Annotated in this window: 22 protein-coding genes; 9 read left to right on the top strand and 13 right to left on the bottom strand. The window is 62.2% G+C overall.

Features of this window, described 5'->3' with window-relative positions:
- The first annotated feature begins 68 nt into the window (after positions 1 to 68).
- Positions 69 to 1,685 carry an alkaline phosphatase family protein gene (locus tag QMK50_RS15000; RefSeq protein WP_320333400.1) on the top strand — a complete coding sequence of 539 codons (1,617 nt, stop codon included), beginning with the start codon at positions 69 to 71 and terminating at the stop codon, positions 1,683 to 1,685.
- 93 nt (positions 1,686 to 1,778) lie between these two features.
- Here the strand turns inward: QMK50_RS15000 and QMK50_RS14995 are convergent, their stop codons facing one another.
- Positions 1,779 to 2,699, bottom strand: coding sequence for a TauD/TfdA family dioxygenase (locus QMK50_RS14995; RefSeq protein WP_320333399.1), 921 nt, complete (start codon positions 2,697 to 2,699; stop codon positions 1,779 to 1,781).
- A gap of 183 nt (positions 2,700 to 2,882) precedes the next feature.
- On the opposite strand from QMK50_RS14995, the gene QMK50_RS14990 reads away from it, so the two are divergent.
- Positions 2,883 to 3,803 carry a LysR family transcriptional regulator gene (locus tag QMK50_RS14990; RefSeq protein ID WP_095170652.1) on the top strand — a complete coding sequence of 307 codons (921 nt, stop codon included), beginning with the start codon at positions 2,883 to 2,885 and terminating at the stop codon, positions 3,801 to 3,803.
- A gap of 8 nt (positions 3,804 to 3,811) precedes the next feature.
- On the opposite strand, the gene QMK50_RS14985 is transcribed toward QMK50_RS14990, so the two are convergent.
- Positions 3,812 to 4,822 carry an ABC transporter substrate-binding protein gene (locus tag QMK50_RS14985; RefSeq protein WP_320333398.1) on the bottom strand — a complete coding sequence of 337 codons (1,011 nt, stop codon included), beginning with the start codon at positions 4,820 to 4,822 and terminating at the stop codon, positions 3,812 to 3,814.
- A 295-nt stretch (positions 4,823 to 5,117) separates the two neighbouring features.
- On the opposite strand from QMK50_RS14985, the gene QMK50_RS14980 reads away from it, so the two are divergent.
- From QMK50_RS14980 to QMK50_RS14970, 3 genes are read left to right on the top strand one after another with little or no spacing between them, the layout of a single operon-like run.
- Positions 5,118 to 6,716 carry an ABC transporter permease gene (locus QMK50_RS14980; protein ID WP_320333397.1) on the top strand — a complete coding sequence of 533 codons (1,599 nt, stop codon included), beginning with the start codon at positions 5,118 to 5,120 and terminating at the stop codon, positions 6,714 to 6,716.
- On the top strand, positions 6,713 to 7,528 hold the full coding sequence (locus QMK50_RS14975) for an ABC transporter ATP-binding protein (protein ID WP_320333396.1): 816 nt from the start codon (positions 6,713 to 6,715) through the stop codon (positions 7,526 to 7,528). Before QMK50_RS14980 ends, QMK50_RS14975 begins: the two co-directional genes overlap by 4 nt.
- A 13-nt stretch (positions 7,529 to 7,541) precedes the next feature.
- The gene (locus tag QMK50_RS14970) at positions 7,542 to 9,152 is read left to right on the top strand and encodes an arylsulfatase (RefSeq protein WP_320333395.1); all 1,611 of its coding nucleotides are present in this window, start codon (positions 7,542 to 7,544) and stop codon (positions 9,150 to 9,152) included.
- Between the two features lie 130 nt (positions 9,153 to 9,282).
- Here the strand turns inward: QMK50_RS14970 and QMK50_RS14965 are convergent, their stop codons facing one another.
- Positions 9,283 to 10,356 (bottom strand): fatty acid desaturase, encoded by a 1,074-nt coding sequence (locus QMK50_RS14965; RefSeq protein WP_095170661.1) that lies wholly within the window; start codon positions 10,354 to 10,356, stop codon positions 9,283 to 9,285.
- Between the two features lie 100 nt (positions 10,357 to 10,456).
- Between QMK50_RS14965 and QMK50_RS14960 the strand changes: the two genes are divergently transcribed.
- On the top strand, positions 10,457 to 11,461 hold the full coding sequence (locus tag QMK50_RS14960) for an AraC family transcriptional regulator (protein WP_095170662.1): 1,005 nt from the start codon (positions 10,457 to 10,459) through the stop codon (positions 11,459 to 11,461).
- Here QMK50_RS14960 and QMK50_RS14955 read toward each other — a convergent pair whose 3' ends face one another.
- The 4 genes from QMK50_RS14955 to QMK50_RS14940 all read right to left on the bottom strand — a co-directional run bounded on the left by QMK50_RS14955 (position 11,462) and on the right by QMK50_RS14940 (position 14,203).
- Positions 11,462 to 12,694: a type II toxin-antitoxin system HipA family toxin gene (locus QMK50_RS14955; protein ID WP_159993102.1), complete on the bottom strand. Its 1,233-nt coding sequence runs from the start codon at positions 12,692 to 12,694 to the stop codon at positions 11,462 to 11,464.
- The gene (locus tag QMK50_RS14950; RefSeq protein WP_159993100.1) at positions 12,687 to 12,935 is read right to left on the bottom strand and encodes a helix-turn-helix domain-containing protein; all 249 of its coding nucleotides are present in this window, start codon (positions 12,933 to 12,935) and stop codon (positions 12,687 to 12,689) included. Before QMK50_RS14950 ends, QMK50_RS14955 begins: the two co-directional genes overlap by 8 nt.
- 127 nt (positions 12,936 to 13,062) lie before the next feature.
- Positions 13,063 to 13,428 carry a response regulator gene (locus QMK50_RS14945; protein WP_159993098.1) on the bottom strand — a complete coding sequence of 122 codons (366 nt, stop codon included), beginning with the start codon at positions 13,426 to 13,428 and terminating at the stop codon, positions 13,063 to 13,065.
- Positions 13,429 to 13,516: 88 nt separating this feature from the next.
- Positions 13,517 to 14,203 carry a Crp/Fnr family transcriptional regulator gene (locus QMK50_RS14940; protein ID WP_320333394.1) on the bottom strand — a complete coding sequence of 229 codons (687 nt, stop codon included), beginning with the start codon at positions 14,201 to 14,203 and terminating at the stop codon, positions 13,517 to 13,519.
- Between the two features lie 85 nt (positions 14,204 to 14,288).
- Here QMK50_RS14940 and QMK50_RS14935 point away from each other — a divergent pair, with 85 nt between their 5' ends.
- On the top strand, positions 14,289 to 14,810 hold the full coding sequence (locus tag QMK50_RS14935) for a DUF962 domain-containing protein (RefSeq protein ID WP_159993094.1): 522 nt from the start codon (positions 14,289 to 14,291) through the stop codon (positions 14,808 to 14,810).
- A gap of 11 nt (positions 14,811 to 14,821) precedes the next feature.
- On the opposite strand, the gene QMK50_RS14930 is transcribed toward QMK50_RS14935, so the two are convergent.
- On the bottom strand, positions 14,822 to 16,579 hold the full coding sequence (locus QMK50_RS14930; RefSeq protein WP_320333393.1) for an ATP-binding protein: 1,758 nt from the start codon (positions 16,577 to 16,579) through the stop codon (positions 14,822 to 14,824).
- A 30-nt stretch (positions 16,580 to 16,609) separates the two neighbouring features.
- On the opposite strand from QMK50_RS14930, the gene QMK50_RS14925 reads away from it, so the two are divergent.
- Positions 16,610 to 17,266 carry a response regulator gene (locus QMK50_RS14925; RefSeq protein WP_095170669.1) on the top strand — a complete coding sequence of 219 codons (657 nt, stop codon included), beginning with the start codon at positions 16,610 to 16,612 and terminating at the stop codon, positions 17,264 to 17,266.
- A 175-nt stretch (positions 17,267 to 17,441) separates the two neighbouring features.
- On the top strand, positions 17,442 to 18,062 hold the full coding sequence (locus QMK50_RS14920) for a LysE family translocator (protein ID WP_320333392.1): 621 nt from the start codon (positions 17,442 to 17,444) through the stop codon (positions 18,060 to 18,062).
- Positions 18,063 to 18,089: 27 nt separating this feature from the next.
- Here the strand turns inward: QMK50_RS14920 and QMK50_RS14915 are convergent, their stop codons facing one another.
- The 5 genes from QMK50_RS14915 to oscA all read right to left on the bottom strand — a co-directional run bounded on the left by QMK50_RS14915 (position 18,090) and on the right by oscA (position 22,124).
- Positions 18,090 to 19,079 carry a sulfate/molybdate ABC transporter ATP-binding protein gene (locus QMK50_RS14915; RefSeq protein WP_095170673.1) on the bottom strand — a complete coding sequence of 330 codons (990 nt, stop codon included), beginning with the start codon at positions 19,077 to 19,079 and terminating at the stop codon, positions 18,090 to 18,092.
- 3 nt (positions 19,080 to 19,082) lie between these two features.
- Positions 19,083 to 19,955, bottom strand: a complete 873-nt coding sequence (cysW, locus tag QMK50_RS14910) for a sulfate ABC transporter permease subunit CysW (RefSeq protein WP_159993088.1) — start codon at positions 19,953 to 19,955, stop codon at positions 19,083 to 19,085.
- Between the two features lie 13 nt (positions 19,956 to 19,968).
- Positions 19,969 to 20,787, bottom strand: a complete 819-nt coding sequence (gene cysT / locus QMK50_RS14905; protein ID WP_095170677.1) for a sulfate ABC transporter permease subunit CysT — start codon at positions 20,785 to 20,787, stop codon at positions 19,969 to 19,971.
- Between the two features lie 70 nt (positions 20,788 to 20,857).
- Positions 20,858 to 21,871, bottom strand: coding sequence for a sulfate ABC transporter substrate-binding protein (locus QMK50_RS14900; RefSeq protein WP_095170679.1), 1,014 nt, complete (start codon positions 21,869 to 21,871; stop codon positions 20,858 to 20,860).
- Between the two features lie 70 nt (positions 21,872 to 21,941).
- Positions 21,942 to 22,124 carry a sulfur starvation response protein OscA gene (gene oscA / locus QMK50_RS14895; RefSeq protein WP_095170681.1) on the bottom strand — a complete coding sequence of 61 codons (183 nt, stop codon included), beginning with the start codon at positions 22,122 to 22,124 and terminating at the stop codon, positions 21,942 to 21,944.
- Positions 22,125 to 22,290: the final 166 nt, after the last annotated feature.

Raw genomic sequence — 22,290 nt, 5'->3', positions numbered from 1 at the left:
CGAATGCACTTGCCCCAACCCGCTGCCCAAGGCGAAATCCCTCACCTGTCTTTCGATCGGTGACGCCCATGTCCAATGCCCAACCCCCCGTGCGCAATGTGCTGTACATCATGTGCGACCAACTGCGCCGCGATTACCTGTCCTGCTACGGCCACCCCCATCTGCACACGCCGAATATCGATCGCCTGGCCGCGGCCGGCGTGCGTTTCAGTCGCGCCTATACCCAGGGCACGATTTGTGGGCCGTCGCGGATGTCGGCCTACACCGGGCGCTACGTCAGCAGCCATCAAGTGGCGTGGAACGCCGTGCCCCTGCCCCTTGAAGAGCTGACCATCGGCGACTACCTGCGGCCCCACGGCATTCGCACCGCGCTGGTCGGCAAGACCCACGCCACGCCCAACCTGGACGCTCAGCAACGGCTGGCCATCGACGCGGCCAGTGCCGAGGCCGAGGTGTTGAACGAGGTCGGCTTCGAACCCTACTTTCGCCACGACGGGATTTTCCCCGACGACCCGCTGTTCGACGACAAACGCGAATCGGCGCCCTACACCCACTACCTGCGTGACCTCGGCTTCGGCGGCAACAACCCGTGGCACGAATGGGCCAATGCCGGTGCGGATGAGCAGGGTGAACTGCGCAGCGGTTGGAAGATGCGCAACGCTCACCTGCCCGCGCGGATTCCCGAGCAGCACTCGGAAACCGTGCACACCACCGACCGCGCCATCGACTTTATCCGCGAACAACAGGAACAACCCTGGTGCCTGCACCTGTCGTACATCAAGCCGCACTGGCCGTACATCGCACCCGCGCCGTACCACGCGCTGTACCGCGCAGACCAGGTGCTGCCCGCCGTGCGCGCGGCCGCGGGTGAGGAGAGCGACCACCCGGTGTATGCCGCCTTTCGCCAACACGAAGAGAGCCTGAACTTCTCCCGGGACGAGGTGCGCTTGAATGTGATCCCGACCTACATGGGCCTGATCAAGCAGGTGGACGATCAGCTCGGGCGGCTGTTCGACTTCCTCCAGAGCAACGGCCGCTGGGATGACACCTTGATCGTGTTCACCAGCGATCACGGCGACTTTCTCGGCGACCATTACCTGGGAGAAAAGGAGTTCCTGCTGGAGCCGGCGGTGGGTGTGCCATTGATCGTGCGCGACCCGCGAGCCGCTGCGCACGTCAGCCGTGGTTCGGTGGATGAGCGCCTGGTGGAAACCATCGATGCCTTGCCGACGTTCCTTCAGGCCTTGGGCTTGCCGACAGCTGAGCATCGCCTCGAAGGCCGCTCGCTGATCCCGCTGCTACATGGCGCACCAACTGACTGGCGCCGCTACGCCATCAGCGAATACGACTATGCGTTCCAGGCCCCGGCCCGCGAACGCCTGGCGCAACCGATCGACCGTTGCCGCATGACCATGGTGCGCAGCGAGCGTTGGAAATACCTGGCGTACGATGGTTTCCGGCCGCAGTTGTTTGATCTGCACAATGATCCGCAGGAGCTGCGCGATCTCGGTGCCGACCCGGCGTATGCGTCCGTGCGCGAAGAGCATGCGGGGTATCTGTTCGAATGGCTGCGAGGGCTGAAGCGCCGGACCACCATCAGCCATCCGGAAATTGATCTGCGCGGCCAGCGGTTTCGCTACGGTGAGCCACAGACTGAGAAAATGGTGCAGATCGGCGTGTGGTGAAAAAACATCGCGAACAGCCCGCAAGCGAGCGCCCGCTCCCACAGGCCTTGCACCAATTCCTGTGGCAGCGAGCCTGCTCGCGATGAAGCCCTGTCAAACAACGCTAATCTCAGCACCCCGGATGGTCTGGCTACGCTGCCCCGCTACCCCCACCGGCACCTCGCCCCTGAGCGTCACGCGGCGCACGATACGCTCCTGGGTGCCGTAGTCATCCACTGCGTAATGCTGAGTCGAGCGGTTGTCCCAGATCGCCACATCACCTGCCTGCCAGCGCCAGCGCACGGTGTTTTCCAGGCGCGTGACGTGGCTTTGCAGCAGGTTGAACAGGTGCGCCGAGTCGGCCTGGGAATAACCCTTGATGCGTTTGACAAAGTGCCCCAGCAACAAGCTCTTCTCTCCACTGATCGGGTGGACGCGCACCACCGGGTGCTCGGTCTCGAACACGGTTGAGGTAAAGATCTTGCGATAGCGCTCCAGCTTTTCCGCCGAGACATCCGGCTTGACGCCCGCGTAGTCATATTCGTTGCTGTGCACCGCCCACAACTGGTCGGCCAGCGCCCGCAGTTCCGGCGCCAGCTCGTCATAGGCGCTGGCAGTATTGGCCCAGACCGTGTCGCCACCGGAAGTAGGGGCGAGCACTGAACGCAGGATCGAAGCCTTCGGGTAGGCGTCAACGAAGGTCACGTCGGTGTGCCAGGAGTTGGCCCGCTGGCCCTGGGCGCCGTCCAACTCGAGCAGGTAGCGGGTGCCGTCGCGCACCGGCACGGTGGGGTGCGCCACCGGCTCGCCGAGCAGATGGGCAAAGGCTTCCTGACGCTGATCGTCGAGGTGGGTCTGTTCGCGGAAGAAGATCACTTTGTACTGCAGCAGCGCCTGCTGGATCGCCTCGACAGTGGCGGCATCCAGCTCACCGGAGAGCTGCACACCTCGAATCTCGGCACCGATACGGCCAGCCACCGGATGGATTTCAAGCGCGTGGACTGCAGGTTTTACAGCGAAAGCGGCATTGCTCATGGGGACACCCTCGATCGGACTGCTGACGGTTTGCCGACGGCGAAACAACGCTCTATCTATATTCAATTTAGGTCTAATAGATATTCACATGCTTCGTTGACGGAATAAGAGCTTGCATTTAAAACCTCAGGCAACCCTCGTCGCAAATGCCTTCGAGCTATTTTTAGGATGCCGGAAAAGCATATGGATCTTCGCCAGTTGCGTTACTTCATCGCCCTCAACGAGCACCGCAGTTTTGTCCGCGCCGCCGACGCCATGGGCATCACCCAGCCGGCCTTCAGCCGCAGTATCCAGGGCCTGGAGCAGGAGTTCGGTTGCGTGCTGGTGGACCGCGGCAACAAGGACCTGCGCCCCACCCCCGAGGGCCAGGTGGTGTTGCAACACGCCTTGACCCTGGTCCAGGGCGCGGCGTTGCTCAGCGCGCAAGTGACGCAGATGACCAAGCTCGATGCCGGTGAAGTGCACTTTGGCTGTGGCCCGGCGCCGGCGGTGAAACTGGTGCCGGATGCCGTGGCGCAATTCGTCAACGCGCACCCGAAGGTGCGCACCTGTTTTCAAGTGGATAACTGGGAAAAACTCAGCCGTGCGCTGAGCCGTGAAGAGATCGAGTTTTTCATCGCCGACATCCGCCATTTCGAGGCCGACCCGAACTTCCAGACGCGCGCCCTGACCCCCAAGCGCGGGGTGTTTTTCTGCCGTCCGGGGCATCCATTGCTGGCCAAGGAAAGCCTGTCGACCAACGACATGTTCGACTACCCGCTGGCAACCACCCTGATCCCGCCGGGCATTCGCAAACTGTTGGCCAACCTCAGCGGCCGCACCGATTTTTCCCCGACCATCGAGACCGAGCATTTTCCGGCGCTGGTGAAGATCGTGCTGCAGTCCAACGCAATTGGCGTCGGCACCGAAGAAGCTTTTGTCGAAGACATCGCCCAGGGCTCGCTGGCGCTGTTGCACTGGCGCAACCTGCCGCAGAACATCGAGAGCATGAACGCCCGCTGCGGCATCGTCAGCCGCACCGGCTTTCGCTTGTCACCGGCGGCGCGGGCACTGATCGAAACCCTGGTGGCGGTAGATAAACAGGACATGGCCGTGGCGGTTTAATCGCGGCCTTACAATTTGGCCGCAGCCAACGGTGGCGCCACCCACTCACTGACCTTGAACGGCTTGCGAATCAGCTTCTGCTGCGCGGCCAGGTCAACGGCGTCCTGCAATTTGCCGAGGAACACCGGGTCCAGGGTCGAGGGGAAGACCTCACTGAGTTTCTGGTCCTTGAGGTCCTGCTGCAGAATCAGCGGCGGGTAGCTGGCCAGACCCGAGACCAGTACGATGTAGGCGTCCTTGTTGCTGTCCTGGGTCAGCCATTGCACGGCGTGTTCCTGGGCCTTGAGCAGCTTGGCCACGGCTTCGGGATGCTCGTCGACAAACTTGCCGCTGCCCACCAGTACCGCCTGGATACTGCCCGCCCCTCCCAGATCCTTGGTGTTGAGCGGCAGTTCGGCCAGGCCCCGGGCCTGCAGCGCGGTCAGCCCGGAGCCGCCCCACGAGGCGTCGATCTGCTTGGCCGCGAGCGCCGCCACGGCCGCGTTGAAGTCCAGGTTGATGACCTTGAAGTCCTTCTCGCTCAGGCCCTGGCTGGCCAGTGCGGCATCGAACGACAGCTGGCTGGCGGTACCACGGAAGATCGCCACGCGCTTGCCCTTGAGGTCTTGCAGGGTCTTGACCCCCGAGCCCGGGACCACGCCCAGGTAGTGCTTGATCCCCCGCGCCGTGGCGCTGAGCAAGCGGGTATCGAGGCCGTTGGACTTGCCGATAATCGCTGCCAGGTCACCCAGGTACGCCAGGTCGACTTGCCCGTTGGCGAAGGCTTCATTGATCACCGGGCCCGCGCCCTTGAAGTAGTTCCACTGGATCTCGACGCCCTGTTCGGCAAAGGCTTTCTCGAAAATCTGCTGGGTGCGCAACACATCGGTCAGCCCGCCTCCACTGTGCTGGGTGCCGGCACTGAGGTCGGGCACGGCGATACGGATTTGCGTAAGTTCGGCGGCGCTGACATTCAACGCCAGGCCAGCGAGCACGCCCGCGGCAAACAGATTGATGACGCGTTTGAAGGGAGTGTTCATAGGGTGCGGCTCCTGATTACGACGGGCGTTTAGGAGCCGAAAGTAGGCACAGTCGGACTAAAGATTTAAATACTAAAAATTCACATTTTAATAACCAAAACGCATACACCAGCCAAAACGCTGCTCTCAGCGCGGTATGCAGCAACAGCATCAAAAATATTCTTCGAATGCATTGGATGCGTGGCAGGGACAGGCCTTAAATGGCTTCTCTTATCTCCCAATAGCATTGATTTTATTTTTAATAGATCAAATTCACATAAAAAGACTTTGCCCATCCCGACAACGGAGATCACCCATGGCCCGTGTTTCCCTGCTGACCCTGCCACTGGCCGCCCCGCCGTTGAACCCGCGCCGGCTGTGGCCGAACCTCAGCCAGCGCGTCCTGCCCTGGCTGCTGCCTCTGGGCCTGTTTGCCCTGTGGTGGCTGGCTAGCCGTAATCAGTGGATGAGCGAGCAGATCCTGCCACCGCCGACGCTGGTCTGGAGCAGCGTGGTGGAACTGGCGGGTGGTGAGTTGTGGAGTCATCTGGCGATCAGCCTGCAGCGCCTGTTCTGGGGCCTGCTGGCGGGGATCAGCGCGGGTGCCGTTCTGGGCGCCGCACTGGGTTTCAGCCGGCGTCTGGAGCGCCTGGTGTTCCCCACTTTCGCTGCCTTGGCGCAGGTGCCGACCCTGGCCTGGATCCCGCTGTTCATGGTGTTTTTCGGCATCGGTGAAGTGTTGAAACTGGTGGTCCTGATCAAGGCCATCGTAGTCCCCGTAACCCTGCACACCTTGGTCGGGGTGCGTGACGCGCAGCCGAAATTGCGTGAGGCCGCCGCCGTGTTGCGCCTGCCCCGTCACCTGTTGATCCGCCGCCTGGTCCTGCCGGCGGCCCTACCGGCCTTCATGGCTGGGGTGCGCCTGGCGCTGGCGGCCGGCTGGACCTCCTTGCTGGCGGTCGAGTTGCTGGCTTCGAGCGAAGGCATCGGTTACCTGATGGTCTGGGCGCGCCAACTGTTCATGCTCGACATCGTGTTCGTGTGCATCGTGGTGATCGGCGTGATTGGCGTGGCCATGGATCGCGGCATCGGCCTGCTGGACCGCAAGCTGGTGCACTGGCCACACCCACCCACCGCACAGATTACCCGGGGCCCGCGCTACCAGGGCTGGCAACGCCTGCAACCCTGGCTGCTGCCGCTGGCCTTGCTGGTGGTGTGGCAGGTGGCGACGGATCAGGCGTGGGTCGATGCCAATATCCTGGTCAGCCCCTGGACCGTGCTGCTCACTGCCGTGGGCGGCCTGGGCGATGGCACGCTGCTGGGGGGCATGGCCCTGAGCCTGAGCCGGACCCTCGGCGGATTGCTGCTGGGCGGGGGCCTGGGCTTTGCACTGGGCCTGTTGCTCGGCTTGTCATCGTTCAGTGAGCGCTTGCTCGGGCCGAGCCTGGCCGCCATCCGGCAGATCGCCATTTTCGCCTGGGTGCCGCTGCTCACCGCCTGGTTCGGCCTGGGGGAAGCGGCCAAGTATGTGTTCGTTGCCCTCGCCGCGTTCTTTCCATTGTTCATCGCCACCCAGCGCAGCGTTGCCAATCTCTCGCCGCACCTCGATGAAGCGGCGCGGGTGTTGCGCCTGAACCTGCGCCAGCGTTTGCGGCGACTGATCCTGCCGGGGGCCGCCCCGGGGATCTTCGCCGGGCTGCGCCTGAGCCTGATCTATGCCTGGCTCGGGACCATCGGCGCTGAGTACTTCATGCCGTCCAACGGCGGCATCGGCAGCCAGATGATCGGCGCCCAGCAACTGCTGCGCATGGACCTGATCATGGCCGGCATGCTCCTGGTCGGCCTGACCGGCGCCCTGCTCAACCTGCTTGGCCAACTCCTTGAAACCCGCGCTACGCGCTGGAGGCACGCATGACCGCTCCGATTGTCAGCTTCAACCACGTGGGCAAGACCTTCGACGTCGATGGCGTCGAACTGGAAGCGATCCGCGAATTCAACCTGGACATCGCCGAGGGCGAGTTTGTCGCGATTGTCGGCTCCAGCGGCTGCGGCAAGTCCACCCTGCTGCGCTTGCTGGTGGGACTGGACACGCAATTTCGCGGGCACATCAGCGTCGACGGCAAGGCCGTGACCGGGATCGGCGGCGAGCGCGGCATCGTGTTCCAGGAACACCGCCTGTTTCCCTGGCTGACGGTCGAGGAAAACATCGGCCTGGGCTTGGTCAACGAACCGTTGAGCGCGGCGCAACGGCAACGGCGGATCGCTGATTTCATAACCCTGGTCGGGCTCAGCGACTTCACCCGCGCCTACCCGCACCAGCTCTCGGGCGGCATGGCGCAACGGGTGGCGATCGCTCGCGGGCTGGTGGCCAGCCCACGGATCCTGCTGCTCGACGAACCCTTTGGCGCCCTTGACGCACTGACCCGCCAGCAGATGCAGGATGAGCTTCTGGCGATCCGCCGCCGGGCCAGGATCACCACGGTGCTGGTCACCCACGATGTCGAGGAAGCGATCTTCCTCGCCGACCGGGTGGTGGTCATGGAGCCGCGCCCCGGGCGCATCAAGCAGGTGGTCAACATCAGCCTGCCCCACCCGCGCCAGCGCAGCAGTTTCGACTTCCATCAACTGCGCGAAGAGTTGCTGCACGAATTGACCAGCGACGACCACTACCAACCGCCCGTCCCCGAGCAGATCCGCAACCTGCCGCTGACGTTCATTGCTTGCTAACGAGGAGTCCCTGATGCCGCAACGTCCCAATTTCCTGGTAATCCTGGCCGACGACCTGGGGTTCTCCGACCTCGGCGCCTTCGGCGGTGAAATCGCCACGCCGAACCTCGACGCCCTGGCGAACAACGGCTTGCGCCTGACCGATTTTCATACCGCACCAACCTGCTCGCCGACCCGCTCGATGCTGCTCACCGGCACCGACCACCACATCGCCGGTATCGGCACCATGGCCGAAGCGCTGACGCCCGAGTTGATCGGCAAGCCGGGCTACGAAGGCTACCTCAACGACCGTGTGGTGGCCTTGCCCGAACTGCTGCGCGAGGCTGGCTACCAGACGCTGATGAGCGGCAAATGGCACCTGGGCCTGACCGCCGAACTGGCGCCCCATGCCCGTGGTTTCGAGCGTTCGTTCTCGTTGCTGCCAGGGGCGGCCAACCACTACGGTTTTGAACCGACCTACGATGAGCAGACCCCCGGCCTGTTGAAATCGACGCCAGCGCTGTACATCGAAGACGATCGATTGATCGACCAGTTGCCCAAGGATTTCTATTCTTCCGATGCCTTCGGCGACAAGTTGCTGCAGTACCTCAAGGAGCGTGACCAGAGCCGGCCGTTCTTCGCCTACCTGCCGTTTTCCGCGCCACACTGGCCGTTGCAGGCACCGGCCGAGGTGGTGGAGAAATACCGTGGCCGCTATGACGCCGGCCCCGAAGTGCTGCGCCAGGAACGCCTGGAAAAGCTCAAGGCCCTGGGCCTGATCGACGCCGATGTCGAACCGCATCCAGTGCTCGCGCTCAGCGCCCAATGGGAAGCCCTGAGCGACGAACAGCGGCAGGTGTCCGCGCGAGCCATGGAGGTCTACGCGGCGATGGTCGAACGCATGGACTGGAACATCGGCCGGGTGGTCGACTACCTGCGCAACCAGGGCCAGCTGGACAACACCTTTATCCTGTTCATGTCCGACAACGGAGCCGAAGGCGCGTTGCTCGAAGCGTTTCCCAAGTTCGGCCCGGAGCTGCTGACCTACCTCAACCAGCATTACGACAACAGCCTGGACAACATTGGCCGCGCCAACTCCTACGTCTGGTATGGGCCGAACTGGGCGCAGACTGCCACCGCGCCATCACGCCTGTTCAAGGCCTTCACCACCGAAGGCGGGATCCGCGTGCCGGCGCTGGTGCACTACCCGGCGCTTGCGCTCAAGGGGCGGATCAGCCATGGATTTTCCACGGTGATGGATATCACCCCGACCATTCTCGACCTGGCCGGCGTACGCCATCCGGGTAAAGTCTGGCGCGGCAAGCAGGTGGCCGAGTTGCGCGGTAAATCGTGGCTGGGGTTCCTGTCTGGCGAGACCACCCAGGTCCACGACGAGCACACGGTGACTGGCTGGGAACTGTTCGGTCGGCGGGCGATTCGCCAGGGACAATGGAAGGCGGTGTACATCCCCGGGCCAGTCGGGCCGGCAACCTGGCAGCTGTATGACCTGGGCAGCGACCCGGGGGAAATCCACGACCTGGCAGCGAGCCAGCCCGACAAGCTCAGCGCGCTGATCGGGCATTGGCAGAGGTATGTGGAGGAGACCGGGGTGATCCTCAGCGCTTCACCGTTCCAGCCGGACTGAAGTGGCCTGACACACCGCCAACGCGGGCGAGCCCGCTCCCACAATGGTTGTTGGGGCTAGCTTTTTTGCATACACCCCCTCCATTTGTGGGAGCGGGCTTGCCCGCGATGGAGCCATTACAGACAACCCATCAAGCCCGCACGGTACGCACTTCTTCCCCCGCCACCTGCTCCTTGCGGGTAAACCGGTTGGCGCGGCCGAAGGTCCCGAAATCATTGAACCGCACCCCCATCTCACGCATCACCTTATGTGCCACCGGCACAGTCAACTGGCGGATGTAGAACGGCTCCTTGACCACAAAATGGTGAATGCCGTGGCTGCTGCCGAAGTTGCAGCAGAACGCTTGCATCGGCCACATCCACCACGGGTTGAGCACCTGGGTCTGCTGGATCACGTTACCGGCCTCGATATCGCCGTAATAGTGCATGTTCGAACTGACGAAGTGCAGGCAGAAGGTGCGCAGCACGTTGGGACCAATGATCACCACCACGGCGATATCGATCACCTGCATCACCGCCAATGTGCTCGCTGACCACTCCACCGCAGTGCCCATCAGCCAGGCGATACCGTTGATCCCGTGAAAGCCGAGGAACACGTACCAGGCGCCCCAATGCAGCAGTGCCAGCGGCGCATAGACCTTGAGGCTGCGCTGGACAATGCTCAGCTTGTGCGCCCAGGTCTTGGCCCGCAGCATGCGGATAAAGGCCGACATCAGGTTATCGCCGACCATCAGCAACCGAGCGATGCCCCATGGCTCACCGTTGGTGATGGCGCGCTCTTCCATGTCGCTCTCGGTGCCGGATACCTTGTGGTGATTGAGGTGCAGGTGACGGCGGATCCACGGGTTGATGGTGCTCGGGCGCGCCAGCCAGACCAGTCCCATCATCAGGTTGTGCGGCAGCCGCTGCTTGCGAAAGTACATGCTGTGGATCAGGTCGTGCTCCAGCTCATGGGTCAGCGAGGCAAAAAAAGCGTTGAGCAGCAGGCACACCCACCAGGCCATGTGCCCGCTGATGTACAGCGCCGCCGAACCGACCATCCCGGCCAGGGCAAAGGCCAGGATGCCGGCGCCAAGCGCATCCTGATGCAGCAGGAGCGGGTAGCGCTGGCGCAGCTCGACGCCCTTGGCGAGCACCACTTCACGAATATGCGCCGATCGTTGTTGTGCATTCAGGCGTTCCGGACTTGCAGAAGTACCGTGCATGCTTCCATCCTCTGGTTATTGATGTTCGCATCCTGCCCTGTGCGGTCGCGTTGGGCGCTAGCTGTGAACGCCAACCTGTTGACCGGAAGCGCCAATCATCATGATTGAACCCACCTCACTCGCCAGCTGGACCCGCGCCCTGCGCAAACAACTCGATGCCCTGGGCTTCGACAGCGATGTGCTGTGCCGGCAAGCCGGGCTCGACCCACAATTGATGGACGACCCCAACGCGCGGTATCCACTCTCGGCCACCACGCGCCTGTGGGAACTGGCCGTCCAGGCCAGTGGTGACCCGGCGATCGGCCTACGGGTCTCGCGGTTCGTCAGCCCGACCACTTTTCACGCACTGGGCTATGCGCTGGTGGCGAGTGGCAGCCTGCGCGAAGTGTTCGAGCGCATCGTGCGTTATCACCAGGTCGTCAGTGATGCCCTCGAACTGCACTTGAGCCGGGCTGAGGACCGCTACTGCTTCACCCTCAAAGTCCCCGCCGACAGCCCGGCGCCGGCTCCCGAAGCCCTCGATGCCTTCGCCGCGATCTATGTGCGCACCTGCCGCAACCGCCTGGGCCGCGAATACGCGCCACTGGCGGTGTACTTGCGGCGTGCGGAGCCGGCCGACCCCCATCCCTGGCACAAGGTATTTCGCGCACCGGTGTACTTCGCCGCAGAAGAGGATCGCCTGGAGTTTTCCCTGGAGGATTTCGACAGTCATCTGGACGACGCCAACCCGGAACTGGCCGAGCACAACGAGACCGTGCTCAAGCGCACCCTGGCGCAACTCAAGCCACTGACCTGGGAGCGCAAGGTTCGCGACGCCATCGAGGAGCAACTGCCCGAAGGCGAACCCAGCGCCGAACGCATCGCCCAGGCCCTGCACCTGAGCCTGCGCAGCCTGCAACGGCACCTGGCGGACGAGGGCTGTCGCTTCGACACCCTGCTCAACGAAAGCCGCGAGAACCTGGCCCTGCTGCACCTGCGCGACCCGCAGTGCTCGTTGAGCGAAATCAGTTATCTGTTGGGATTCGCCGACACCAGCAGCTTCAGCCGCGCATTCAAGCGCTGGACCGGAATGACACCGGGGCAGTTTCGCGATGGGTTGCGCTGATCAGCCCTTCACCAGGCTGCGCTCAGTGCCGGCCTGCCATTGCTCGAGCATGGCCTTGCCTATCTCGGCAAAACCCCGATTGCTGCGGATGTAATCCCTCATCTCGACCATCGCCGACTCCATGCCATGAACCACTTGCTGTAACAGTTCATGGCAACGGCCCTCGGTCAGGTTGCAGGCCGAGCGCCCAAAGCGCATCAGCATTTTGTATTTGGGCCATGCTTTTGAGCCACCCAACAGCAACGCCATGCTATCGGTCTTGATATAGACCGAGGTGGTGACGATGTCATAGGCCGGGGCGAAGCTGATGGGCGCCGCAGCACTGCAGTCGGGATACAACACACCAAAGTTCTTCAGGTGTGCATCGCCATTTTTCAGGCCCGCCGACAACGCGACAATCTTGAAGAACGACTCCAGGGCCTGGCCCAACAAGTGCGGAGAAACGAACGCCTTGATCTGCTTGGCAGCCCCTTCATACGAGCCATCGTACTTGGCCCTGGAAGGCCAAGCGTTGAGTACACAGAAATCTTCGAAGCCCAGGTAGCCTTGGTCATTCAGATCAAAACGCTCGACGACCAGGAATTTCCCGCGCTCACTCAGTTCGAATCCAGGCACCTCAAGCCCCGAATGCAGCGCTGCGCGCATGCAGAAGTACTCGTTTGCCGCCAGCTCCGGGTATTCCTCCGGGCGAAAGGTCTTGACCAGATGGGTGGCCCCTCGATGGGTCAGCCGGTCTATGGGGGCAGCACTGTCGCGCAACAGCACTTTGGGCTGCACCCCGGAGACCCCCGAGTACTGGCCATAAGTGTGCAACAGGTCTTCAAACAGGCCTTGGGCGCCATCATGCACCAGCAGGTCTGCGAGGCGGGTGTCTGGGAGTGGGGGAGTGGCACTGCCCATCTCGCAAAGTCCCAGGCGTCCCAACTGGTAAGGGCCAGTGATCGCCAACAGCGCGAAGTCATCAAAGCCGCGAATCGCCTTGCTGAATCGACGCACCAGTTCCTCACGCAGCGCGCCTTCCGGCAGGTTCATTTCAAACACCGGCGGCAACCCGCGCGCCCAGGCATAGCTCTCCAGGCGAACGGGCATGGTCAACGAGACGGCGTGGGTTTCTTGCGCGTCATCGGCATAACTGAACACTGAATCATCGCGCGACTGACCGCGACCCAGGGTCCCTACCGGAGAACCGGACACACTGACATGCAAACGTTGCTTATCCAGCGCGTCACTCATGGAAGTTAACCTTTTTCAGGCTGTCCAATGTCGCACGCCGGGATTGTCTAGGTACCGCCGTGAGCTCGTAGCCAAAGCCATTAAGGATGGCTTCGACCTTGCGGATACCGATTTCCGACAAGGAGTTGTTCTCGATGCCCGAGATAGTGGCACGGCTCATCCCGTACTGGATCGCCAGTGCCTGCTGCGTCAGTTTGCGTTCTTTGCGCAGCGATCTGATCAGTTCGCCAAGGTTTTCCATGGGCCTCACCTGCATCCTATACAGTGCATTTTTACTAAAAACATACGTATGCATCGTATTTAATGCATTAATGAGCCAGAGCTTAGCCTAATCCCTGAACAGAATGCGCCTGCCACTGACCGGTGGCTTAGCGCCCGCGATCGCGGCGCAACAACTTGCGTACCCGCGCCACCAGCGCGCTGTGGGTGAACGGCTTGAGCAGGTAGTCATCTTCATGCAGTTCCAGGCCACGCAAACGGTCCTCGATCCCGTCCTTGGTGGTCAGGAACAGTATCGGTGTCGCACCGAGCTGGCGGATCTGTTGCAACAGTTGCCAGCCGTTCAGGCCCGGCAGCATCACGTCGAGAATGATCAGGTCATATTCAACGGTCTCGATGAAACGCCGACCGGCCATGCCGTTGTCGGCCACATCCACCGTGTAGCTGGCTTCGCTCAGGCCCTGGGCCAGCGCCTTGGCGATTTCCGGCTCGTCTTCCACTAACAGCAATCGCATGGCACACCTCGAATATTCGTCGCTACAGGCTAGGCGCCTTGGCGGCCAAAGCCCATCACTAACGCTTATTTCGGATCAACCGAGCACGTCACGGCTGCACCAGCGCGCGCAGCCGCGGGGCATCGAGGATCTCGATTGCACCGTAACCCAGGCTGAGAATGCCTTGGCTTTCCAGGTCCCGCAGGATCTGGTTGGTGGTCTGGCGCGACAGTGACAGTAGCAACGCCAGTTGCTCCTGAGGCAGTTGCAGGACTCGCCGCGCCGGCTCGATCTCGCCATAGCCATCGGCGATCATCAGCAGTCGGTGCGCCACCCGGGCCGGGGCCGCCAGCAGGGTCAATTGTTCGAGGTTGATGAAGGTCAGGCGCAGTTTGTGGCTCATCAGCAGCGCCAGTTGCCGCCAGTGCTGTGGTTGCTGATCGAGATAGGCCAGCAATGCGGCCTGTGGCAGCTGCAACAAGGTGCAGGGCCCCACCGCGTAGGCATCATGGGTGCGTGGCTGGCCGTCGAACAGGCAGATTTCACCGAACCAGTGCGGCGCTTCGATCAGGCTCAACAAGGCCTCCTTGCCCTGCTCGCTCACCGCCCCCACCCGCACCGCGCCCTCCAGTACGGCGTACAGGCCACAGGGTGCATCGCCGCGACCGAACAGGATCTGCCCCGCGGACAAGTGCCGCACGCGCGCCAGGGACAGCAAGCTATCCTGAAGACAGGATGGCAGGTGGCTGAACCACTGCCCCTGCATCAGGCATGCACGCCAGGCCGGTATTTGCATGAAGACTCCACAGTGATTGTCGTCTGGCTGACAGAGCAACGACGGGCCTCAGGGCATGATCAACATCCCTACAGGAGGAATAACAATGAAAAGCCTGGTTGACCACCTCAGTCAATACGCCGCTTACCACCGTGACCCGCGCAATATCGCCAGCCACTTTATCGGGATTCCGTTGATTGTGGTGGCCGTCGCGGTGCTGCTGTCACGGCCGTCCTGGTCGGTGGCCGGGCTCTGGCTGTCGCCGGCAGTGCTCGTGGCCCTGGCCTCGGCGTGGTTCTACCTGCGCCTGGAAGTGCGCCTGGGCGTGCTCATGACGGTGCTGCTCGGCCTGTCCGTGTGGCTGGGCCAGGTCGTCGCGGTGCAAAGCACCGGGGTGTGGCTGGGCAGCGGCATCGGGCTGTTTGTGCTGGGTTGGGTGATCCAGTTTGTCGGGCATTACTACGAAGGACGCAAACCGGCGTTTGTCGATGATGTCAGCGGGTTGATCGTCGGGCCGCTGTTCGTGGTGGCCGAACTGGCATTCCTGCTGGGCCTGCGCCATGACCTCAAGGAGCAGATTGAGCAACGGGCAGGTCCGGTGCGCAGCATGACCCACGGCCGCGCCTGAGGCGGCGCAGTTCAGCGGGCCATTCGAGCATCCAGGCAGGCCTTGAGGCTGTCACGCAAGACCGCCGCGTCGAGGGGTTTTTGCAAGACCCGGAAATGGCTCGCGGCGGTCTCTTGCTGGCACGCCTGTGAAGTGTCGCCGGTAATGATGATCGCCGGCACGGCTTGATCGAGGTACTGCCGGGCGCGGCGGATCGCCTCCAGGCCGCTCATGCCGTTCAGGCGGTAGTCACTGAGGATCAGGTCAACCGCCGCCCGCCCTGTCTCGCTCGCTGCGCCATGCTGCTCACAGGCCTGCGCCACCGAGGCGCCCGCGTAGACCCTGTGGCCCCAGACTTCCAGCAAATCGCGCAGGGCCTCCAGCACGCTGGGTTCATCATCGATGATCAGAATGCCCAGGGCATTGTCCGAGCGTTGCAGCTGCGGCGCGATGGCTGACCTGCTCGCCGGCGCCGTCAGCGGGACCCGGATCGAGAACATCGAACCACGCCCTGGCACCGAGACCAGGCGTGTTGCATGCCCCAGCAGGCGCGCGGTATGACGCACGATCGCCAGGCCCAGGCCGAGCCCTTGGCTGCGGTCGCGCTCGGGGTTATGCAACTGGACGAACTCTTCGAAAATCTGCCCGCGATACTCCGCTGCAATACCCGGCCCGGTATCGAAGACCTGGATCTCCAACTGCCCGCCCCGCCGCCGACAGCCCAGCAGGACGCCGCCGCCATCGGTGTAGCGAAAAGCGTTGGACAGCAGGTTATCGAGGATGCGCTTGAGCAACACCGGGTCGGTGTCGACCCAATGGTGGTTGGGGTGGATTCGCCAGTGCAACTGGCGGGTGCGGGCGATGGCCTCGAATTCGTCGCCCAGGTCGATGAACAAGCGTTCCAGCGATACTGCTTCGCGCTTCACCACCACCACGCCAGCGTCCAGCCGCGAGATGTCCAGCAAGCCGTTGAGCAGGCTACCGAGATTACCGATCACCGCGCCCAGGCGAGCCGCTACCTCACGCGCCTTGTCGGCCCGCACAGCGCCGCGCTCAGCCAGCGCCGCCAGGCCCGCGACAAACAGGCCCAGGGCATGGATAGGTTGGCGCAAGTCATGACTGGCAGCCGCCAGGAAACGCGATTTGGCTTGATCGGCAGCCTGCGCGCGATCACGCTCCTGCTCCAGGCGGCCAACCAGCTCGACGTTTTCCAGGCGCAAGCGGATGGTCTCGCACAGCGTGCGGTAGGTGACCCGGCTGTAATACAGATTGACCCCGGCCAGGCAGGCGAGAAAGAACAGGTAGATGGTGTAGGTTTCCCCGGAATGCAGCAGGCACTGCAGGGTGACGGGCAGCAGCATGGCCACCAGCGAACCGGCGTAGGCCGGCGGGAACGCCGACAGTGAGGGCACCGCTCCACACACCAGGCCGGTCAGCACCACGCAGGTGAACGCCAGCAACTGTGGATCGCCGGCGGCAAAGCCGACCCAGCCGAGCACGCCCCAGAGCAGGCTCGACATCCACGACAGCGCCGATGCCCGCCAGGCCCACTGTTGCGCCTGGCGGTGGTCGATCCGTGGGGATTGGCTAAAGTAAGTTCGCGAGAGCAGCAGCCGGATAGCCGTCAGGCCGTACATCGCCAGGATCCAGCCAATGATCCAGCTCAAGGGCACGGCATGCCTGAACACATACGCCACCGGCAAGGGTATGACGAAGTTGGCAAACAGCACCGCGTAGGATTGTCGAAACAGCAGATCGACGAAATACTTGCGCTGGATAATCTCGGGCATGGCCAATCCCAATAAAAAGAGCGACTGAAAATGGAAGTGAAGCGCCTGAACGTCCTGATTGCCGATGACCATAGCATCGTGCGCGACGGCCTGAGATTTCTCCTGTCCACCCGCGATGATCTGCAGGTGGTCGGCGAGGCCGCCCACAGCGATGCGATCCTCAGCGTCCTGGCTCAACACCAGGTCGACCTGCTGCTCCTGGACCTGGGTATGCCGGGGGTCAACCGCCTGCAATTCATTCGCCAACTGCGCGCCGATTACCCGCGGTTGAAAATCCTCGTGCTGACCGCCAACGTCGAGTTGAGCACCATTCGCGGCGTGCTCGAGGCGGGCGTGCAGGGCTACGTCACCAAGGCCGACGAGAGCCATGAGCTGTTCGACGCCATCGATGCCATTCGCCTGAACCAGCGCTACCTGGCCGTGGCCGTGCGCTTCGCGGTGGAGGGCCATGGCAGTAGCACCCCCGACGCCCACCTGATAACCAGTGGCGGTGGGCTGACCCGCCGCGAGCAGCAGATCCTCGGCCTGGTTGCTTCGGGGCAGTCCGCGCACGACATTGCCGACGCCCTGCACATCAGCCCGTTGACCGTGCGCAAACACCGGGAAAACCTGATGCGCAAACTCGACCTGCACAACACCGCCGAACTGGCGGTGTACGCCGTCCGCCTCGGGCTGGCTGTGGGCTGAAGCATGCTGCGTTGCCCCGCTGGGTAAAATACGACAACTGCCGTATTTCACCGCCTTTCCCCCCGCCCTAACCTTGCGGCTCTGGTACTTCGCTGCTCGCACGACCTGCCCGGCCTTTCCCTCCAGCGTCTTCCAGAACCTGCCCGAAGGCATCACTCACTGGAAGAGCACCACCATGTCCCTGCATCTCTGGATTCCCTTCGCCACCGCCACCCTGGCCTTCGCCTGCATGCCAGGGCCGGCCATTCTGTACATGACCAGCCAGACCCTCGCCCACGGCCGGCGCGCCGGACTCAAGGCGGCGCTGGGTATTCACCTGGGTTGCTATGCGCACATTGCGGCGGCCACCTTTGGTTTGTCGGCGCTGCTGCATGCGGCGCCGATGGCATTCGACGTGATCCGCCTGGCGGGCGCCGGCTATCTGATCTGGCTGGGGGGATCGATGATCGTCAAGAGTCGACAGCCCGCCACGACCGACACCCCGAAAGAGCCCGGGGTGCTGCGAGACAGTGTGGTGGTGGAAGTGCTCAACCCGAAAACCGCGCTGTTTTTCCTGACCTTCCTGCCGCAATTTGTCGACGTCACTGCCTCGGCACCGGTCTGGCTGCAGTTCCTGCTGCTGGGCAGCTTCGTCAACCTGGTGTTTTCCCTCGCCGACGTGGGCGCGGTGCTGGGCGCATCGCTGTTGCTCGGCCCCTTGTCCACGGCCGGCTGCCAGCGATTCGTGCCGCGTTTCAGCGGCACGATCCTGATCGGGTTGGGGTGTGTGCTGGTGCTGCAAAGCGGCTTGAAATGAACGTTGTGTAGCAGCTGTTACGGGCTGCTACAAGTTGGAGACTTTTTGCCAGACCTTGGGTTTGAAGAACAGGGTCTCGCCCTTGGCCAGGCCGGTCAGGCTGTCGTGGTCCTTGACCACTTCGGCCTCGATCAACTCACTCTGGCCTTCCACCTTCAAGGTCACCCGCGTGGTGGCGCCCAGGGGGCGAATGTCGCGGACTTCGGCGGCGTGATGGTCTTCCAGTTCATGGCGCGACAGCGACACTTCGTGGGGACGGAACAGCACGTGGTTGTCTTCGCCCAGGTGCAGGCGGTTCGAGTCGCCGAGGAAGTGATAGACAAAATCGCTGGCCGGATTTTCGTAGACCTCACCCGGTGAGCCGATCTGCTCGATCACGCCCTTGTTCATCACCACGATTCGATCGGCGACTTCCATCGCCTCTTCCTGGTCGTGGGTAACGAATACCGAGGTCAGGTTGATGTCTTCGTGCAAGCGGGCCAGCCAGCGCCGCAGTTCCTTGCGGACCTTGGCATCCAGGGCCCCGAACGGCTCGTCGAGCAACAGCACCTTGGGTTCCACCGCCAAAGCGCGAGCCAGGGCGATCCGTTGGCGTTGACCACCGGACAACTGCTCCGGATAGCGATCCGACAGCCAATCCAGTTGCACCATGTTCAACAGTTCATGGACCTTGGCGGCGATCTGGCTTTCGCTCGGGCGCTGGTTCTTCGGTTTCATCCGCAGGCCGAACGCGACGTTGTCGAACACCGTCATGTGGCGAAACAGCGCGTAGTGCTGGAACACAAAACCGACGTTGCGATCGCGCACGTCATGGCCGGAGACGTCTTCGCCGTGGAACACGATGTTGCCCTGGTCCGGGGTTTCCAGCCCGGCGATGATCCGCAGCAGGGTGGTCTTGCCACAGCCGGACGGGCCGAGCAAAGCCACCAGCTCGCCGCTCTGAATGTCCAGGCTGATGTTGTCCAGCGCCTTGAACGCGTTGAAATTCTTGCTGACGTTACGCACTTCGATCGACATGAATTATTCCTCCGCGGCGCTGGCGCGCAGGCGGTTAATACGGTTTTCGCTCCACTGCTTGAGCAGCAGGATGAAGAGCGCCAGGATCAGCAACAGGCTCGCAACGGCAAACGCGGCGACGTGGTTGTACTCGTTGTAGAGGATCTCGACGTGCAACGGCAAGGTGTTGGTCACCCCACGAATGTGCCCGGAAACCACCGACACCGCACCGAACTCGCCCATCGCCCGCGCGGTACACAGCACCACGCCGTAGATCAGGCCCCACTTGATGTTCGGCACGGTGACATGCCAGAACATCTGCCAGCCGTTGGCGCCCAGCAAGCGCGCGGCTTCCTCTTCCTGCGTGCCCTGCTCCTGCATCAGCGGGATCAGCTCACGCGCGACAAAGGGCACGGTGACGAAGATTGTCGCCAGCACGATGCCCGGCAAGGCAAAGACGATCTGGATGTCATGGTCCTGCAGCCACGGCCCGAACAGGCCCTGGGCGCCAAACATCAGCACATAGACCAGGCCGGCGATCACTGGCGACACCGAGAACGGCAAGTCGATCAGGGTCACCAGCATGCTCTTGCCACGGAACGAATACTTGCTCACGCACCAGGCGGCACTGACGCCGAACACCAGGTTCAACGGCACCGAGATCAGTACCGCGATCACCGTGAGTTTCAGGGCGGACAAGGCGTCGGGCTCGAAGATCGCAGCGAAGAACGCGCCCAGGCCAAGTTTCAGGCCCTGGGACACCACGATGAACAGGGGCAGCAACAGGAACAGGGCGAAGATCAGCCAGCCGAGAACGATCAGGATCCGTCGCGAGCTGGCACTGCCACGACGGGCAGCGTTGGCCGAGGAAGCGGCGCTAATAGACGATTGGGACATGGTTCGCGCCTCCTTATGGGGTTTCGATGCGCCGCTGCAACAAGTTGATCAGCAGCAACAGGACAAAGGAAACCACCAGCATCAACACGCCAATGGAGGTGGCGCCGGTGTAATCGTACTGGTCGAGCTTGACCATGATCAGCAGCGGCAGGATTTCGGTTTTCATCGGCATGTTACCGGCAATGAAAATCACCGAGCCGTACTCCCCGACACCCCGGGCAAATGCCAGGGCGAAACCGGTCAACCAGGCGGGCAACAAGGCCGGCAGCAGGATGTAGCGGAACACTTGCAAGGGTTTAGCCCCCAGGCATGCTGCCGCTTCTTCGATCTCACGCGGGATATCGGCCAATACCGGTTGTACTGTACGTACCACGAATGGAAGGGTCACGAACGTCAGGGCAAGGGTGATGCCCAGGGGGGTATAGGCAATCTTGAATCCCATGTCCGCTGCAAACTGACCCACCAAGCCATTGGGTGCGTACAGCGCCGTGAGCGCGATACCGGCCACCGCAGTGGGCAAGGCGAAGGGCAGGTCGATCATCGCATCGATGATTTTGCGTCCCGGGAAGGTGTAACGCACCAGCACCCAGGCCAGCAGCGTGCCGATGATGCCGTTGATGATCGCGGCACACAGCGCCGTGCCAAAGCTCAGTTGCAACGCCGCCAGCACCCGCGGTGCGGTGATGATGGTCCAGAACTGCTCCCAGGTAAGTTGAGCGGCGTGGACGAACATCGCCGCCAGGGGTATGAGCACAATCAGGCTGAGGTACACCAAGGTGTAGCCCAGCGTCAGCCCGAAGCCGGGTATGACGGGGGAGATACGACGCGACATAAAAGTCCTTGGTCAAGAACACAACAAAGCCCCGAAGGTAAATCCGGGGCTCGTTGATAGCAATTTAAGATTACTGTGCCTGGTAAATCTGGTCGAACACACCGCCATCATTGAAGAACTTCGGCTGGGCGGTTTTCCAGCCACCGAAGTCCTTGTCGATGGTTACCAGCTCCAGGGTCGGGAACTGCTTGGCGTACTTGGCAGACACGTCCTTGTCACGTGGACGATAGAAGTTCTTCGCCGCTATTTCCTGGCCTGCCGGGCTGTACAGGTGCTTGAGGTAGGCTTCGGCGATCTGTTCGTTGCCTTTTTTCTCGGCGTTCTTGTCGACCACCGCGACCGGCGGTTCGGCGAGGATCGACAGTGAAGGCACGACGATTTCGAACTTGTCTGCGCCGCCATCTTCCTTGAGCGCCAGGAAGGCTTCGTTTTCCCAGGCCAGCAACACGTCACCCTGACCGTTGTTGACGAAGGTGATGGTCGAGCCGCGAGCACCGGTATCGAGCACTGGCACGTGCTTGAACAGGGTCTGTACGTATTCCTTGGCCTTGGCTTCGTCGCCACCATTGGCCTTGAGACCGTAGGCCCAGGCTGCCAGGAAGTTCCAGCGGGCGCCGCCAGAGGTTTTGGGATTCGGGGTGATGACTTCAACACCGTTCTTGGTCAGGTCGCCCCAGTCCTTGATGCCTTTGGGGTTGCCCTTGCGCACCAGGAACACGATGGTCGAGGTGTAGGGAGTGCTGGCCTCGGGCAGGCGCTTCTGCCAGTCAACAGGCAGGGTCTTGCCCAACTTGGCGATTTCGTCGATGTCACCGGCCAGCGCCAGGGTCACCACGTCGGCCCGCAGGCCATCGATCACCGCCCGCCCTTGCTTGCCGGAGCCACCATGGGACTGCTGGATCTTGACGTTGTCGCCGGCATGCTCCTTCTTCCAGAAGTTGATGAACTCTGCGTTGTAGTCCTGATACAGCTCACGCGTCGGGTCGTACGAAACGTTCAGCAACTCGTAATCCTTGGCAACCGCGGAACCGGCAAAAATGGCACTGGCCAGAGCGGCCAAAGCGTAACGGCGAATCGACGACATGGTGGAGCTCCTGAAATTTTTGGTGTTGGCTGTTCTTATGGATTTCTGGAAACGGGTTGCCAGCGACGCCTCAGCTCGGCTTGTTGCTCGGGTTCTGCAGGCGGAATTTTTCCTTGCGCTCGATCTGAACCACTTGGGCGTTGTGCACGGTGATCTCTACCGCACCAAAGCGCAGATCGCGCAGGGCGCTCTGGATCTCGCGCAAGATGGTGGCTTCGTCATGGCCGTCAACGCTACGTAGGGATGCGCTCATGGTGCTGCTCCTGAAATGAGAAGTGCCTCGCAGTGGCGGCACTGCTTGTGGCGTGAGAGCAATAGTAGATAGCCGTGGATATTCTTAAAAATACTATTTAAGAATGTTTATATAACTGAAAAGTATTTTTCGCCCAGACAAGGGCTTGCGTGGACTTCACGGTTTT

Source organism: Pseudomonas sp. P5_152 (assembly GCF_033989915.1).
In the GTDB taxonomy this organism is placed as follows: Bacteria; Pseudomonadota; Gammaproteobacteria; order Pseudomonadales; family Pseudomonadaceae; genus Aquipseudomonas.
The sequence above is the reverse complement of the archived record's forward strand: the minus strand, read 5'-3'. Positions and strand labels throughout refer to the sequence as shown.